We start from the raw sequence: 15,130 nt of genomic DNA, 5'->3' as shown, positions 1-15,130 counted from the left end.
TCACCGCTGTTCCTTCCGTACCATGCGCAGCGCACCGCTGGCCGCGGTGAACGCGGCGTCGCGGGCGGCGAAGCCCTGGCTGACCAGGACACGACCCGCGCCGAGGCGTTCTTGTGCGGCCGGTCGGCCCGCCTGTCGCGCCGCGACCGCCTCTGCGAGGAGCTGTTCGGCCTGCTCGACCACGGGGCCGGGAGCGAACCGCCGCGCGTTCTCGAGGGCCGCGCTGCCCATACGGCGGCGGCGGTCGTCGTCACGGACCAGTTCCAGCAGGGCCGCGCCCAGCGCGTCACGGTCCCCTACGGGTACCAGCCTGCCGTCGACCCCGTCGTCGATGATTTCACCGGGTCCGTAGGGGCAGTCGGTGCTCACCACCGGCAGTCCGCAGCGCATCGCCTCGACGATCGTCATGCCGAACGGCTCGAAGTTGGAGGCGGCCGCGCCGATCGAACCCTTCACCCACTCCGCCTCCATGGGCGCCGCGGCACCCATCAGGAAGACGTTGTTCCACAGACCCAGGTCCACGATGAGCTGTCGCAGCCGATCGTGCTCCTCACCCTTGCCGTAGATGCGCAGCTGCCAGTCCGGGTACTCGGCGGCGACCGCGGCGAAGGCCTCTATGAGCAGGTCGTATCGTTTCACCTGGACCAGCCGGCCGGCCGCGACGACCACCTTCGCGGTGCTGTCCGCGGCCGGGAGCGTGGGATCCGGCACGCTGTTCGGGAGCGCCTCCACCCGTACGCCGGGCAGCCTCATCTTGCGTCGGTAGGCGGCGGCGTCCGCCTCGGTCACGGTGGTGAGTACGTCGAGGCGGCGGTAGGCCCGGCGCAGCGTGTTCCGAAGCCGTGGCGGATGGTTGTCCAGGGTGAGGTGCTCCTGCCCGATGCGTCCGACGTGGCTCGGTGTCTGGAGCGCGAGATGGACGTTGAGCCCCGGTCTGGTGCCTATCACCACGTCGGCGTCGATCGTGGCGAGGCACTCGCCGATCCGCTGGTCGGTCAACTCGCTGTACTGCCCGTACCGGTACTCGGCCCGCGGGAACACCCTCGCCGGTCTCAGGTGTAAGGGATGCTCCTTCTCCTGCCTGAGATCCACCAGGGGCCGCAGCGACACCTTCGGGTCCAGGGTGAAGTTCGGGTGCTCCCGGTGGCGCAGGACGGAGACGATCTCCACCTCGTGCCGCTCGGCCAGTGCGTGCGCCAGGTTGAAGGTGGTGGTGATCGTGCCTCCGATTCCGTAGGCGTTGTGGAGCAGGAAAGAGATCTTCATGGCGGACTAGACCATGCCAACTCCCCTTATGGTTGCGTCCTGTTACCACTTCGTAGTGATCAACGATGCCGCTGGGAGGACATCTGGCGCCCAAGTCGCCGCCGTGGCCTTGAGGCGGCGCGGATCCGTTCGTCGGAGCGCGCCGCCTCCGGGATCAGACCTGCGGGGCCGGGTAGGTGGGGTACTCCACTCCGGAGACGTACTGGACGACTCGGATGACCTGGCAGGAGTAGCCGAACTCGTTGTCGTACCAGAGGTAGAGGATCGCGTTGTCGCCCTCGACCTTGGTGGCGCCGGCGTCGACGATCGACGCGTGGCGCGAGCCGATGAAGTCGCTGGAGACCGCGTCGGGGGCGGTGGTGAAGTCGATCTGGCGCTTGAGCGGCGAGGTCAGGGACACGTCGCGGAGGTGGTCGAGTACCTCTTCGCGGGTCGTTGCGCGAGCGAGCTGGAGGTTGAGGATCGCGATCGAGACGTCCGGCACGGGGACGCGGATCGAGCTGCCGGTGATCGGCGCCTTGAGGTCGGGCAGTGCCTTGGCGACGGCGGAGGCGGCACCGGTCTCGGTGATGACCATGTTGAGCGGCGCCGAGCGGCCTCGGCGGTCGGCCTTGTGGTAGTTGTCCAGCAGGTTCTGGTCGTTGGTGAACGAGTGGACGGTCTCCACGTGGCCGCGCAGGACTCCGTACTCGTCCGCCATCGCCTTCAGCGGCGGAACGATCGCGTTGGTGGTGCAGGAGGCGCAGGAGATGACCTGCTCGTCCGGCTTGATGGTGTCGTGGTTGACGCCGTGCACGATGTTGGGGACGTCGCCCTTGCCCGGCGCGGTCAGGACGACCTTGTCGACGCCGGGGCGCAGGTGCTGCGACAGACCCTCGCGGTCGCGCCACTTGCCGGTGTTGTCGATGAGGATGGCGTCCTTGATGCCGTACGCCGTGTAGTCGACCTCCGACGGGTCGTTGGCGTAGATCACCTTGATCTCGTTGCCGTTGGCGATGATCGCGCTGTTCGCCTCGTCGACGGTGATCGTGCCCTGGAACTGGCCGTGGATGGAGTCACGGCGCAGCAGCGAGGCACGCTTGACGAGATCCTCGGCGGCCCGGCCACCGCCGCGGACGACGATGGCGCGCAGCCTGAGGCCGTTGCCGGAGCCGGACTTCTCGATCAGCAGGCGGGCGACGAGGCGGCCGATGCGGCCGAAGCCGTACAGGACGACGTCGCGCCCCTCACGGCGCTCGATCTTGTTGGCGCCCGTGGCACCGGCGACGGCCTCGGCCGTGAAGGCCTCCACCGACAGGCCGCGGTCGTCGGTCCGGTACGTCGCGGCCAGCATGCCGATGTCGATCTGGGACGGGCCGAGGTCGAGCGTGGTGAGGGCCTGGAGGAACGGCCAAGTCTCGGTGACCGACAGTTCCTCCCCGGCGATCTGCCGGGCGAACCGGTGGGTCTTGAGAATGCTGACCACTGACTTGTTCACCAGGGAACGGCTGTGCAGCAGCACGGTGACGTCCTGCTCCCGGTGCAGCCTCCCGATGATCGGGATCATCGACTCCGCGATCTCCTCGCGGTTCTTCCAGTTGGTGAACGAGTCCTCGTTGACAGTCACAGTTTTCTCTTTCGAGCTAGGTGGCGCTCATATGCTAATACCTCTCTGTTTCGGTCACCGTGGCGGGGTTCCGGTGGTACGTCATGGTCATCGTTGTCGGTGGCGGCGGGTCGCGGGCGAGCCGGTGGGCGTGGCCGATCAGCGGGCAGGCACCGGGGCGGTGGGGGCGGGGCGGGCGATGTGGCGGGGGTGCTGATCGCGGTCCATCACCCCTCGCGGGGACCGTCAAAACGCCCCCATACACGCCCGGGATCACGCCGTGTAACGCAAGCCGCGAGAGATCGCTGCGTCACACTCGCGAAGGCCGGCGCGGGGTGCGCGGTGTGGTTCGGCTCAGGGTGCGCAGTGCCTCGCCCAGTGCCGCCACCCCTTCGGCGGTGGCACCGGGCGGCGCGGCCGCGTAGCCGAGGACGAGGCCGGGGCGGCCGGGGAGCTGGCGGTGCCAGGACAGGGGCTGGCACTTCACGCCCCGGGCGAGCGCGGCGGCGGCCAGTTCGGTGTCGGGTACCTGCGGCTCGTACGTGACGGTCAGGTGAAGGCCGGCCGCGGCGCCGTGCACGGTCGCGCCCGGCAGATGACGGGCGATGGCGTCGATCATCGCGTCGCGGCGGCGTCGGTGGCGGCCGCGCAGCAGGCGCAGGTGGCGTTCCAGGTCGCCGGAGTCCATGAGGCGGGCGAGCACCAGCTGCGGCAGGACGGCGTTGCCCAGGTCCGTGAAGCGTTTCGCTTCGGTCAGCGCGTCGCGATAGCGGGGCGGTGGCACCAGCCAGCCGATCCGCAGGGCGGGTGCGAGGAGTTTGGAGACGCTGCCCGCGTAGCACACGTGGTCGGCGAGCAGGGCACGCAGTGCCGGTACCGGCGGCCGGTCGTAGCGGTGTTCCGCGTCGTAGTCGTCCTCCACGATCAGGCCGCCGTCCTCGGCCCAGCGCAGGAGTTCGCGGCGGCGTTCGCCGCTCATGACCACGCCGGTGGGGAACTGGTGGGCGGGGGTGAGCAGCGCCGCGCGGGCGCCGGTGGCGCGCAGTGCGTCCACGCGGACACCGTCGTCGTCGACCGGTACCGGCGGGGTGGCCAGGGCTCCGTTCAAAAGGTGCTGGCGGGTGCCGAGCGAGCCCGGGTCCTCCACCGCGACGCTGTCGATGCCTGCCGCCCGCAGCACGGGGTGCAGCAGGGTGAGCGCCTGTGCGGTGCCGGCGACGATCAGCACCTCGTCCGGTTCCACGCGGATGCCCCGGCTGCGCGCCAGCCACCGGGCGACGGCGTGGCGCAGCTGCGGGGCGCCGCGGGGGTCGCCGTAGCCGAGGTGCTCGGCGGACAGGTCGGTGAGCACGGCCCGTTCCGCGCGCAGCCAGGCGGTACGGGGGAACGCGGCGAGGTCGGGCTGGCCGGGGGTGAAGTCGACGCGGGCGCGGACGGCACGCAGGGCGTCGAAGACCTCGGGGCCGGGTTCGCCCACGAAGAGCGTGCCCGTGACGGCGTCGTCGACCGCACCGGCGCGGCCGGTGGGGGACGCGGGCGGTGGCACGGCGGGGGCCGCGACCACCACCGTCCCGCCGCGCCGGCGTCCCTCGACATGGCCGTCCTCGGTGAGCCGTCGGTATGCCTCGGTGACCACTCCGCGGGAGACACGCAACTCGCCGGCGAGGACCCGGGTGGGCGGCAGCCTGCTGCCCACCGCGAGGCGGCCGTCGGCTATGGCCTGGCGCAGCCGCCGGGCCAGCCAGTCGGCCTTTCCGGAACCGGAGGCGTCATCGGCGTCGAGCTGGAGGAAGTCGGACCCGTACGCCGGGGAGCCGCCGTCCTCCGGCCCGGCCGGGCCGGAACCCCGAGCAGGAGCGCCGCCGGCCGCCGGCGCGGGCTCGGCGGCGCTCCGTCCGTGCGCTGTCCGGTCCCCCTCGTTCATCGGGCTCATGGTGTCATGCGCCCCTGCGCACCTCGGCCGGAATCTGGTCGCTGAAGACGAACTCCGGCGCGGAGCGGGTGAGGACGGCCGACGCCGTGGTGGTCGGCCAGTGCGCGGCCAGTTCCTCGGCGGCGGTCTTCAGCAGCTCCGGTACGGCCTCCGCACCGCCCTCGTGCATGGCTTCCGTGACCACGAGGATGCGGGTGGTGTGCTCGCCGACCGCGGAGTGGCCGCTCTGGCGGTTGGTCCAACGGCGGGCGTGTGCCCGGCCGGCGGAGTCGGCGAAGGTCACCTCGCCGGGTGCGGGGTGCTCGGTGCCGCCGCCGAAGGTCGTGTAGTGCTCGTCGCCGACGGCGTGGCGCACCTCGAGCAGGGGGCCGCAGATGCGGTCGACGTCGAGGACCGCGACCGGTACGCCGTAGGCGACCGAGAGTGCGTTGCACAGGTCGACCACCGGGTGGATGCGGGGCAGTTCGCCCTCCTTGCGCAGCCGCCGCAGCAGCGATTCCGAGGCGCACCGGTACTGCGTCGGCTTGAGCCCCATCCGGGAGAAGGCCCGCCGCCAGGCCAGCACTTCGGGGAACGTGCTCTCGGAGGCGCCGCCCAGCCGGGTCGTGGCGCGGGAGGTGTACTCGGCGACGCGTGGGGCGACGTCGGCGGTGGTGTCGATGCCGGTGGCGTAGAGGGCGCCGGCGGCGAGTTCGGGATAGTCGGACCAGAGGGTGTCCGCGTGCCGGAAGCGCATGCTCACGCCACCGCCAGTCGTGCACTCAGGCCCACGAAGCAGACGGCGAACACCCGGCGGATGCCGGTCATCACCTGGGGCCGGGCCAGCACATGGTGGCGTACGGCCGCGGCGCACAGGCCGTAGGCGGCGAAGACGACGAAGGTGAGGGCCATGAAGACGGTGCCGAGCCGGAGCATCGCGCCGAGGGAGCCGGACTCTCCGGCGGGGACGAACTGCGGAAGGAACGCGACGAAGAACATCGTGAGCTTGGGGTTGAGCAGGTTGAGCAGCACCGCGGAGACGATCACGCGGGACGCCGGTCGTGGCTCGGATGCCGTCTCGACCGTCAGCGCGTCCTTGTCGCGCAGCGTCGCCCACGCCATGTACAGGAGATATCCGACGCCAAGATACTTCACCGTCTCGTAGGCGACGGCGCTGGTGTGCAGCAGTGCGGCGAGGCCGGTGATCGTCGCGATCAGGTGCGGCACGGTGCCGAGGGTGCAGCCGAATGCGGCGATGAGGCTCGCGCGGCGGCCGTGGGACAGTCCGGCGGCGAGGGTGTAGACCACGCCGGTGCCGGGGGTGACCACCACGACGAGGCTGGTCAGTAGGAACGCGATGCTCAAGGAGGGCCTCCGCAGGGTTCGTTGTCGTCTCACCCTGTCGCGGTCATGGCCCGGCCGACAGATCCAAAGCATGCGGGGTCCAGTGGTCCATAAGCGGTTCGGGTGAACACCATGAACGCAAGATCACGGCTGCGGGCCACGCTGAGCCGCGCCGGGCAGGACGATCGCCTGGTGGCCCGCGAGAGCCGACGTTGCGCCGTTCGAGTGGTGCATCGCCGGCCACGGTCGTAGCGTCGAGACAGGTACGGGTGCGGACGGCCGGGAGCGGACATGCACAGACTCGCGGTGACCAAGGCGGCGGCGCTCTGTGCCGCGGTGGCGTTCGTGGCGGCCATGGGCCCGGCCTCCGCCTCTCCCGCGGCGGCGCCGTCGTCGACGGCGCAGGACGTGGCGCGGCCGGTCAGGGCCACCGTGCTCGTCGACTGCTTGTCGCATCCGCAGGTGCGTCCGGCCGACTTCATCCTGGCCTGCGGTGACGGCAACAGTCGCCTGACCTCGCTCCGGTGGGTGCGCTGGGACGCCGCGTCGGCGAAGGCGAAGGGCGTCAACTCGGTGAACGACTGCGATCCGTACTGTGCGGCGGGGACCTTCCACTCGTATCGCGTCGTCGTCCGGCTCGACAAGCCGAAGGCCTGGAAGAAGGATCCGCAGCAGCAGCACTACTCCCGGATGACGCTCACCTTCACCGGCGACAGGCCGGAGCGGATGGCGCGCACGGTGACGTACTCGCTGTGGAACTGAACGGTGCCCCGACCGGACGATCCGCCGGGCTTCACCCGACCTCGTCCGGGCCTCGCCCGATGAGGTCGGCGAGCAACTGGGCGCTGGTCACGGTGGGGTCGTCCTTGTGGGCGTGCCACCGCTCGAAGGTGTCCGCCGCGGCGTCGGCGAAGGAGCCCGGCAGGCCGCTCCCCCGCCACGCCTCGGCGATCTCCCTCATCTCCGGCTCCCAGCGCCAGGCTCTGGCGCCCGCGCTCGCCAGTTGTTCCGGACGGGCCAGTGGGGTGTCCGGCAGCAGGTGCGCGGCGACGTCGAGGAGGTCGTCCAGGACGCCGTGCCCCTCGGCCAGGGCGCAGGCCTCGGCGGCGAGCGCGTACGAGATCTTGTTGTAGGCGGCGAAGGCCAGCTTGAGCGCCGAGGCCCGGCCGACCGGGCCGGGCAGGACGAGCGGGGTCAACAGGGTGTCGTCGAACAAGGTCCGGACCCCTGACACGGCCGTGTCGTCACCCGACAGGTACAGCCGCGTGGTTCCCGACGCACGGGGTGGCGGTCCGGTGATGCCTCCGTCGACCAGTGTCGCCCCGGTGCCCTGCAGCGCCTCGGCGATCTGCGCCATGCGCTGGGGGCTGACCGCGTTGGCATCGACGTAGACGCCGTCGAAACCGGCTGTCGCCGCCTGGCGGGCGACGTCGAGGGCGGCGGCCGGAGGGCACACACTGAGGAGCAGGGTGCACTCGGCGCTCAGCTCCGCCATGCTCGCGGCAGGCCGCAGCCCCAACTCGGCAGCCCGCGCCCGGGTTGCGGCGGACCGCTCCTGCGGCAGCCACCAGACCCTGCTGCCCGCGGCCCTCGCCTGTGCGGCCACCTGCGCACCCATCGCACCCGGGTGCACGATCCCCACGTCGGTATGAACCATGCCGGGACCCTATCGCCGACGGCAGGGCCGCCTCGACACCGCGTGCTTCACATTTCCCCCACATTCCCATCACGTCACGTTCATCGACGGGATAAGCTCCTGGCGCTCCATTCGCACCACAGGGGGATTCCTCATGCGTATACGCCATGTCCTCGCCATGACCGCTGCCGCGGGGTCGATAGCCGCCATGTCGGCCACGCCGGCACAGGCCGCCGAGTACACATCTGCCTTGAAGCTCAAGGGTGTTCAGTACGACGCGCCCGGCTCGGACTCCAACAGCTGCTCCACCGGCAACACCAAGAACGAGTACCTGACGATCAAGAACTACTCGGCCTCGAAGACCGTCAACCTCAAGGGTTACGTCGTCAAGGACGCCACCGGCAACCGCTTCGACTTCACCGCCAACCACTATCTGCAGCCCGGCGACTATGTGAAGCTGCGCGGCGGCAAGGGCACCGACTCGGACGCGAACAACGTCGTCTACCGCCAGAACTGCAACTTCATCTGGAACAACGACAAGGACACGATCTACCTGTACAAGCCGACCGGAAGCCGGGCGGACGTGCACTCGTACACCAAGAGCGGCTCCGACCCCGACCGCAACGGTTACATCAGCTTCCACGGCTGACGAACCGTCACGGCCATCCGGTCACCGGCGGGTGCGCCACTTGCTCAGCAGCCGCTTCGCCTGGGCGCGGCGGCGCGGGTCGGATGCGGCGCGTCGCGCCTGCTCCACGGTGCGGCGCCCCTGAGGACTCCTGGCGTACTGCTTGATGCGCTGGATGACGCTCGGCATGGTCGTCTCTCCTCCGGTCGGCGGGTTTCGCTCCCTCGTCGCTGCGCCTACCCGGTGCCGGACGGTTCAGGCTACGGCTCGGTTCCCGGTCCTGGCAGGACCGGGAACCGGCCTGTTCCGGCAGGCCGGGGCCCGGAGCCCCGGGCAGCGCGCTGCCCGAGCACGGCGAGCGGACCGTGAGCCCGTTCTCCCCCGACCCGACCCCAAGTGACATCGCCCGGGTCGACAACCTGTACCTCAGGGACGGCGTGAAGATCGAGGGAGTCCCGGAGTTTGTGCGGCCTCAGTGGTCACGGCGCAGCAGCGCACAGACGAAGTTCTCCTGGATGGCGCGCATTTGGCGCAAACGGTCGGGGGCCATGGTGCGGTTGATCTGGGTGGTGACGGAGAACGTCAGCGAGCGGCTGCCGTCCGGGGTGGCGGCGATCAGCTGTGTGTAGCCGGGGAAGTTGCCGGTGTGCCCGAGCACGACACCGCAGCGCGTCGCGTAGCGGAAGATTCCGAGGCCCGCGGTGTTCCGTCCCGGTCCCGCGGGTTCGGACGCGCCGGCGATCCAGCGCCGCTGCTCCCGTACGACGCCCTTGCCGTAGAGCGCGCCGCCGGCGTAGCCGCGGATGAAGCGGGTCATGTCCGCGGGCGTGGACACGATGCCTCCGGACGCCCATACGCCGGAGGCGCTGAGGATCTCGCTGACGTCCTCCGGGGGCCCGGGCGGCGTCACGTCGTACCCGTGCAGGTAGGGCTCGGGGAACCGGTAGCCCTGCGGAAGGCTGGTGTCGCGCAGGCCCAGCGGCTCGTAGACCAGCTCGCGCAGCAGTCGTTCGTACGGCGTACCGGTGACGGCTTCCGCCATCAGGGCCACGGCGATGTTGTCGGAGTTGGAGTAGTGGTACCGGGTGCCCGGCCGGAACCGCAGAGGCTCGTCCGCCACGTAGTCGAGGAGGCGGCGGGAGTCGAAGCGGTGCCGCGGGTCGGCGCGCAGCTCCTCGAGGAAGGCAGGGTCCTCCGTGTAGTCCGGCAGGCCGCTGGTGTGGTTCAGGAGCTGCCGCAGCGTCACGGAGCCCCAGGCGCCGGGGAGCCGGGGCAGGCGTTTGCGGAGGGTGTCGTCCAGGCGCAGGGCGCGGCGGTCGACCAGGGTGAGCGCCACCGCCCCGCTGAAGGCCTTGGCCGTGCTCGCGATGCGCATGTGATCGTGCGGGCGGGGCGGGCGGCCCGTGGCGAGGTCGGCGACGCCGGCCCGGAGGATGTGCTTCCCGTGGCCGCGGCGGAGGACTGCGATGATGCCGGGCGGGCCGCCCGGGGTACGTACGAACTGGTCGAGCTGATGTTGCAGCGTGCGGTCGTCCGGCGGACGCGGGGTGGCGTCGGCGGCGGTGCTGACTGCGGCCGGAACCAGTCCGGCGAGACAGACGGCGATGACGGACACCGCCCGCAGACGTGAGCGGCGGACGGTGGCGCGGCGCGGCAGCGCGGGGCGCAGAGACATGGCGGCTCCTGAGGGTGAGCTTTGGTGCGGATCCAGCCTGTCCGGGAGCGGAGACCGCCTGCTCCTCGTGCTGCTGCATACGGCCCAAGGGAACGGCGGCCGGGCGGCCCCCGGGGGCTTCCCTCGGGTCCGGTGTCGCCCGCGCGCCCGTGCGCGCGGTGAATGATGTTCATGTGATCCCCCGTTGTGGTCCGGTGGTACCCGTCGCGGAACCCGGACGTGGACGGGCCGGCGGTCAGCCGCCGGGGCGTTCGCGGTACAGCACGAGGTGTTCGTGGTGGAGCACGCCGTCGCGGACGTCGCCCGTGGCGGTGAAGCCGGTGTCGTCGACGTAGTCGATGTGGCTGCCCGTGACGGCGTACCGGCCGGTGTACGCATGGGCGCGCCGGCCGCGGGCCTCGTCGTAGCGGCCGTCCGCGCGTAGTTCCTGACGGATGTGTCCATCGGCGGTGACCCACATGCCGGTGACGTCGATGGGCTCGGTTTCCGTCGAATCCGCGGTCATGGCAAACCTCTCAGCGCTCGGTCTCGTCGTACGGGATCGAGTCTGGGCGGTGTCGGTGGGTGTCACCAGGACGTGATCCTCCTGGGTGTGGCACTCCCTGTCGTCGTGCGGTGGACCCCCGCGGGCCGGTGGCGGATGCAGTGGCTTGCCGGCCGTGCCGCTCAGCCCCGGTCGGCCACGAACCGGTCGAGTGCCGAGGTGAGTTCCGCGGGCTTCTCCACCGGGAGTTCGTGCCCGGCGTCCAGGATGCGGATGACCGCGTCCGGGTAGGCCTTCGCCATGCGCAGCATCTGGGCGACGGGCAGCTGGACGTCGTAGTAGCCGTGCACCAGCAGGGTGGGGGTGCCGATCTCGCCGACGCGGTCGAGGACGTCGAAGGCGCGCATCGCCGAGTAGAGCGTCATCACCACCTCGCGCGGGGTGGCCGCCGAGGCGCCGATGTAGGAGCGGATCTCCTCGCGCGGGTAGCCGGGGGCGAAGGCGCGCTGGATGTTGGCGGCGACGAAGAGCTTGAACGGGACCAGGGTGGAGGCCGCCATCAGCAGGCCTCTCCCTCTGCTGTAGGCCATCTTGCTGATGGAGTTCACCAGCACCATGCGTTCGACCCGGTCGGGGTGGGCGAGGGCGAGGGTCTGGGCGATCATGCCGCCCATCGAGTGGCCGACGGGGATGAACCGGTCGACCTTGAGGTGGTCGAGCAGGGCCAGGACGTCACCGGCCAGGTCGTCGATGGTGCGGGCGCCCGATCCGGTGCTCTCGCCGTGGCCGCGCAGGTCGAGGCGGATCACCCGGCGCCCCGGGGCGAAGTGGGCCATCTGGTGGTCCCAGCGGTGACGGTTGGCCGTCCAGCCGTGGATGAACACCAACGGGGTGGCCTCACCGTCACGGGGGCCCTCGTCGTCGTACGTCAGTGTGGCGGCGTCGAGGGCGAGCTGTGGCATGGGGCCTGGCCTCCTGCGGTGTCGATGGAGTTACTGCCGAGTACGGTAATGGGCGTGGGGGCCGCCGTCACCGTCGCCGCCCGAGGAAATCCAGGATGTGACCGAACACGTCGAGGGCGGCGCCCCGGCCGAGGAACGTGTCGAGGTGGCCGTAGCCGGGGATCTCGGTGTAGGTGACGTCCAGTTGGGGCTGCCGGTGGGCGAGGACGTCGTGGCAGAGCTTCTGGGAGTCCTGCCACAGGCCGTTCTCGCTGCCGGACAGCAGCAGGACGGGCGTGTCGATGCGGGCGGCCGCGTCCAGGGCGTTCTGGGGCAGGGACCGGTAGCGCAGGTCGGTGTCGTGCCAGCGGACCACCGTGCGGGCCAGCTCGATGCGGCGCAGGTGCGGCAGGATCCACAGGGGTGCGGGGCCGAGGAGTTCGGCGAGGCGGTCGTGGGTGGTCGCGGTGAGGTGTTCGTGGACGAAGAGCGAGGCGCCCGTGCCCCAGGCCGAGTTGTGCAGGATCTGGCAGGTCGGGTCGGGGCAGCTCGCCTTGCGGGAGGCCAGCGCGAACAGGGGGGTGTACTTCGACCACAGGCCGACCTTGCGGATGTCGACGGGTATGTGGTCGATGCGGGACTTCAGCAGCTCTCCCGCCAGGCTCATCCGCAGGGAGGTGCGGCCGGCGAGCTTCGGCGTGAGGAACACGCCCTGGGACACGACACCGGCCAGGCCCGGAACCAGGCCGGCCGTCATGCTCAGCGAGAGGGTGAGCGAGCCGATGCAGTGGGCGACGACGAACAGGGGCCGGTCGCCGATGCGGGCGCGGATGTGGGCGACCGCTTCGGGGATGTCGTACAGGGCGACGTCGTCGTAGGTGTACTTCTGGCCGGTCTCGTTGTACGGCAGCCGGCAGCTGCCGCGCCAGTCCAGCAGCCACGGCTCGTAGCCGTCGTCGAGGAGGACGTCGACGAGGTTTCGCGTCTCCGGCAGCAGGAACATGTCCGCGGAGGCGGTGTGGCCGTGCAGGAGCAGCACGGCGGGACGGCCGGCCTCGCCGCTGTCGACGCGGGTCAGGCCGAGGCGGACGCCGTCGGCCGCGCGGAAGGGGATCTCCTCGACCCTCGCCGGTTCGAGGCGGTGGCGGAGCGGGCGCAGGGCCGTGGTGGTGCGGACCTTGCGGAGCGCGGGCCTGGTCCTGGGGCTGGTCGCCTTGAACATCATCGGTTGTGCTCCGTGGGGGTCTGGGTGCGGCGCAGGTCGAGCAGGTCGGCGGCGGCCCGGGCGAAGGGACCGAGCAGGCCGCGGCCCATCTCCAGGCCGAACCAGGCCAGCCAGGTCAGCTTGGCGGCCCGCTTCTCCTGGCCGGTCAGGCGCGGGTCGACCTTGATGCCGTCGATCTGGTCGCGTACGTAGCTGTCGGCGGGGACGACGATCTCGCCCGCCAGGTGGGCCGCCTCGCCCTCCCGGCCGATCTCGACGCTCAGGGCTCGGGTCTGGCGCCACACGTCGCGGCGGGCGCGGGCGTACTTGCGGCCCTCCAGCCACCAGCGGACGCCGTCGGTGTCCCGCAACCGCATCCGGTAGCACAGGAGTTGGTGGCGCATGCCGTGCTGGTGCGGGATGCCCTCCTCGGGGCGGATCCAGATGTCGCCGCGTTCCACGACGAGCGGTTCGGGGTGCATGGCGGTGCAGCGGATCTCGCCTCGCACGTCCACCCGGCGCTCGGTGACCAGTTGGTGCATGCTCGCGATGGAGAGGGTGAGCGCCGTCGAGCAGGGGGTGGCGGGCGCCGACGTGCCGATGGGGCGTACGGCGCCCTCGGCCGTCTCCTTGAACCACAGGTAGGGCTGGTCGTCCTTGTGCGGCAGCCGGGCCAGGCCGTCGCCGGCGAGCCGTTCGAACGTCTTCAGCTGGGCCCGTGCGTCGTAGCGGGCGGCGGGTGCGAGCCCGAGTGCCTCGACGAGGTCGGCGGTGCGGTCCATGGTGGCGGCCGGGCCCGTGAGGGTCGCCTCGCACAGTTTGAGAGCGGTGGGGCTCTGCAACACCCTTGTCAGGAAGGTCAGTTCGGGCACGGGGTCGGCCTGGAGGTGGGCGAGGGTGTCCGTGCGCCATTCCTCCCAGTCCTGGACGCGTACGTGCATACCGCCGAGGGCCATGTCTCTCACGACGTCGTCGAGGGTGTTGGGGACACCGGTCAGGTTGTAGTCGTAGCCCCAGGCGTCGGGTTCGCAGACGGCCGCGACCGCGGCGCGGCTCACCCAGTCCACCGGGGCGGCGTTCAGGTGGCGGAAGGCCGGTACGGTCCGGAAGCGGGCGAAGGCCGAGAACAGGCCGCTGCTGAGGTCCTGCGGGTTGTAGGCGCCGGTCTTCGTGTGGCCGCCGATGCCGCCGGGGCGCAGGGCGGTGACGACCAGACCGTGGTCGCGGGCGCGGCGCAGGGCGACCTCGGCGGCCCACTTCGTCTGGTCGTAGCCCGCGATCAGACGGTCGACGTGGGCGAGCGGGTCGTCCTCCCCCATTGCGGTGATGCCGACCTCGTTGAAGACGGCGATGGAGGAGATGTGGTGCAGCGGCTTGGGGCGGCCGGTCGTGGCGAGTTCGGCCAGGGTCAGGGTGCCGAGGACGTTGCTCTGCCGCAGTGACTGGTAGCCGCGCAGGAAGTCTACGGCGGCGGCAACGCCCACGACGCTGTCCAGTTCGTGGGCGAGGGTGTTCCAGAGGTCGTCGGACAGGCCCAGGTGCGGGCGGCGGATGTCGCCTGGCAGCACGGTGATCCGGCGGCGCACCTCCGAGGACCAGGGCAGGTGGTAGCTCCTGAGCGCCTCGCCGAGCCGGGTGACTGCCGCGTCCTCGTCGGCCGCGCGGACCAGGCAGTAGACGTGTGCGTCGCTGTGGCGCAGCAGATCGAGCAGCATGTGGCTGCCGAGGAAGCCGGTCGCGCCGGTCAGGAGGATGCGGCGGGGCGGCAGCGGCTCGGGGGAACCGGTGAAGGGCAGGCGGTCGGCGAGGGCGAGGTCGGCAAGGATCTGGTCGAGGTCCTCGCGGCGGGCGGTGGGGTGGGGGGCGTGGGCGGCGGGGGGCATTACTTCGACGGGTGCGCAGGCCGGGACCGGTGCCGTACCGATCGTGGTGACGGTGGTGGGTGGTGCGGGCGCTGCCGGGGGTGTACGGAGGGGCTCTGGCGTCGTGGGTATGCGGAGGCCCGCTGCGGGGGCCGCCCTGAGCCAGCGCTGGGCGAGGCTGCGCGGGCGGGCGTCCGCGAACACCTCGTCCAGGTCGATCTCCAGGCCCAGCTGGTCCTCCAACTCCGCGACGAGTTCCACGGCGTTCACGGAGCTGCCGCCGGCGTCGAAGAAGTCGGCGTCGGCAGAGAGGTGTCCACCGGGCAGGTGCCGGCCGGCGGCGGTGGCGATGTGGGCGGCCAGGGCGTCGACGTCCGAGGGCGGGTCGGCGGGGCGCGGGGCGGCGGTCTCGGGCTCGAGGGCCGTGACGGCGGCGGGCGGTCCGGCAGCGGACTGCGGGTCGGTCGATACCGCCTCAGACACCCCAGCAGGCGGCTCACCGCCCGACCCCGAGTCGGTCCCTACCGCATCAGACACCCCAGCAGGCAGCTCACCGCCCGACCCCGAGTCGGTCCGCACCGCCTCAGACACCC

The 15,130-nt window shown here is 71.2% G+C and carries 14 protein-coding genes; 2 read left to right on the top strand and 12 right to left on the bottom strand.

Features of this window, described 5'->3' with window-relative positions; genetic code table 11:
• The 5 genes from ADK57_RS08880 to ADK57_RS08860 form a co-directional block, all read right to left on the bottom strand.
• Positions 1-1,266: a glycosyltransferase family 4 protein gene (locus ADK57_RS08880; RefSeq protein WP_053748821.1), complete on the bottom strand. Its 1,266-nt coding sequence runs from the start codon at positions 1,264-1,266 to the stop codon at positions 1-3.
• 154 nt (positions 1,267-1,420) lie between these two features.
• Positions 1,421-2,872, bottom strand: coding sequence for a glyceraldehyde-3-phosphate dehydrogenase (locus tag ADK57_RS08875; RefSeq protein ID WP_053748820.1), 1,452 nt, complete (start codon positions 2,870-2,872; stop codon positions 1,421-1,423).
• 289 nt (positions 2,873-3,161) lie between these two features.
• The gene (locus ADK57_RS08870; RefSeq protein ID WP_053748819.1) at positions 3,162-4,775 is read right to left on the bottom strand and encodes a PLP-dependent aminotransferase family protein; all 1,614 of its coding nucleotides are present in this window, start codon (positions 4,773-4,775) and stop codon (positions 3,162-3,164) included.
• 13 nt (positions 4,776-4,788) lie between these two features.
• Positions 4,789-5,520, bottom strand: a complete 732-nt coding sequence (locus ADK57_RS08865; RefSeq protein ID WP_053748818.1) for a B3/4 domain-containing protein — start codon at positions 5,518-5,520, stop codon at positions 4,789-4,791.
• 2 nt (positions 5,521-5,522) lie between these two features.
• Positions 5,523-6,128 carry a LysE family translocator gene (locus tag ADK57_RS08860; protein WP_053748817.1) on the bottom strand — a complete coding sequence of 202 codons (606 nt, stop codon included), beginning with the start codon at positions 6,126-6,128 and terminating at the stop codon, positions 5,523-5,525.
• Between the two features lie 270 nt (positions 6,129-6,398).
• Here ADK57_RS08860 and ADK57_RS08855 point away from each other — a divergent pair, with 270 nt between their 5' ends.
• Positions 6,399-6,869, top strand: coding sequence for a hypothetical protein (locus ADK57_RS08855; RefSeq protein ID WP_053748816.1), 471 nt, complete (start codon positions 6,399-6,401; stop codon positions 6,867-6,869).
• Positions 6,870-6,900: 31 nt separating this feature from the next.
• Here the strand turns inward: ADK57_RS08855 and ADK57_RS08850 are convergent, their stop codons facing one another.
• Positions 6,901-7,764: an NAD(P)-dependent oxidoreductase gene (locus ADK57_RS08850; protein ID WP_063785938.1), complete on the bottom strand. Its 864-nt coding sequence runs from the start codon at positions 7,762-7,764 to the stop codon at positions 6,901-6,903.
• Positions 7,765-7,897: 133 nt separating this feature from the next.
• On the opposite strand from ADK57_RS08850, the gene ADK57_RS08845 reads away from it, so the two are divergent.
• Complete coding sequence (locus ADK57_RS08845; protein ID WP_053748814.1) at positions 7,898-8,392, top strand: lamin tail domain-containing protein; 495 nt, start codon at positions 7,898-7,900, stop codon at positions 8,390-8,392.
• A gap of 21 nt (positions 8,393-8,413) precedes the next feature.
• Here ADK57_RS08845 and ADK57_RS50415 read toward each other — a convergent pair whose 3' ends face one another.
• From ADK57_RS50415 to ADK57_RS08820, 6 genes are all read right to left on the bottom strand, one after another.
• Positions 8,414-8,560, bottom strand: coding sequence for a hypothetical protein (locus ADK57_RS50415; RefSeq protein WP_199830513.1), 147 nt, complete (start codon positions 8,558-8,560; stop codon positions 8,414-8,416).
• 283 nt (positions 8,561-8,843) lie between these two features.
• Positions 8,844-10,046: a serine hydrolase domain-containing protein gene (locus ADK57_RS08840; RefSeq protein WP_053748813.1), complete on the bottom strand. Its 1,203-nt coding sequence runs from the start codon at positions 10,044-10,046 to the stop codon at positions 8,844-8,846.
• A gap of 235 nt (positions 10,047-10,281) precedes the next feature.
• On the bottom strand, positions 10,282-10,551 hold the full coding sequence (locus ADK57_RS08835; protein WP_053748812.1) for an Atu4866 domain-containing protein: 270 nt from the start codon (positions 10,549-10,551) through the stop codon (positions 10,282-10,284).
• Between the two features lie 161 nt (positions 10,552-10,712).
• Positions 10,713-11,492: an alpha/beta fold hydrolase gene (locus ADK57_RS08830; RefSeq protein ID WP_053748811.1), complete on the bottom strand. Its 780-nt coding sequence runs from the start codon at positions 11,490-11,492 to the stop codon at positions 10,713-10,715.
• Between the two features lie 67 nt (positions 11,493-11,559).
• Positions 11,560-12,696 (bottom strand): alpha/beta hydrolase, encoded by a 1,137-nt coding sequence (locus tag ADK57_RS08825; RefSeq protein ID WP_053748810.1) that lies wholly within the window; start codon positions 12,694-12,696, stop codon positions 11,560-11,562.
• A complete protein-coding gene (locus tag ADK57_RS08820) occupies positions 12,693-15,020 on the bottom strand; it encodes a thioester reductase domain-containing protein (RefSeq protein ID WP_234390049.1) in 2,328 nt (775 codons plus the stop codon). Before ADK57_RS08820 ends, ADK57_RS08825 begins: the two co-directional genes overlap by 4 nt.
• Positions 15,021-15,130: the final 110 nt, after the last annotated feature.

The organism is Streptomyces sp. MMG1533, assembly GCF_001279775.1.
Lineage (GTDB): Bacteria > Actinomycetota > Actinomycetes > Streptomycetales > Streptomycetaceae > Streptomyces.
Note: the sequence above shows the minus strand (reverse complement) of the source record. Positions and strands in the feature narration are given on the sequence as shown.

Excerpts from the sequence above, each read along its gene's own strand:
- ADK57_RS08880 (WP_053748821.1), bottom strand. The coding sequence starts at position 1,266 with ATGAAGATCTCTTTCCTGCTCCACAACGCCTACGGAATCGGAGGCACG.
- ADK57_RS08870 (WP_053748819.1), bottom strand. The coding sequence starts at position 4,775 with ATGAACGAGGGGGACCGGACAGCGCACGGACGGAGCGCCGCCGAGCCC.
- ADK57_RS08865 (WP_053748818.1), bottom strand. The coding sequence starts at position 5,520 with ATGCGCTTCCGGCACGCGGACACCCTCTGGTCCGACTATCCCGAACTC.
- ADK57_RS08855 (WP_053748816.1), top strand. The coding sequence starts at position 6,399 with ATGCACAGACTCGCGGTGACCAAGGCGGCGGCGCTCTGTGCCGCGGTG.
- ADK57_RS08850 (WP_063785938.1), bottom strand. The coding sequence starts at position 7,764 with ATGGTTCATACCGACGTGGGGATCGTGCACCCGGGTGCGATGGGTGCG.
- ADK57_RS08845 (WP_053748814.1), top strand. The coding sequence starts at position 7,898 with ATGCGTATACGCCATGTCCTCGCCATGACCGCTGCCGCGGGGTCGATA.
- ADK57_RS50415 (WP_199830513.1), bottom strand. The coding sequence starts at position 8,560 with ATGCCGAGCGTCATCCAGCGCATCAAGCAGTACGCCAGGAGTCCTCAG.
- ADK57_RS08840 (WP_053748813.1), bottom strand. The coding sequence starts at position 10,046 with ATGTCTCTGCGCCCCGCGCTGCCGCGCCGCGCCACCGTCCGCCGCTCA.
- ADK57_RS08835 (WP_053748812.1), bottom strand. The coding sequence starts at position 10,551 with ATGACCGCGGATTCGACGGAAACCGAGCCCATCGACGTCACCGGCATG.
- ADK57_RS08830 (WP_053748811.1), bottom strand. The coding sequence starts at position 11,492 with ATGCCACAGCTCGCCCTCGACGCCGCCACACTGACGTACGACGACGAG.
- ADK57_RS08825 (WP_053748810.1), bottom strand. The coding sequence starts at position 12,696 with ATGATGTTCAAGGCGACCAGCCCCAGGACCAGGCCCGCGCTCCGCAAG.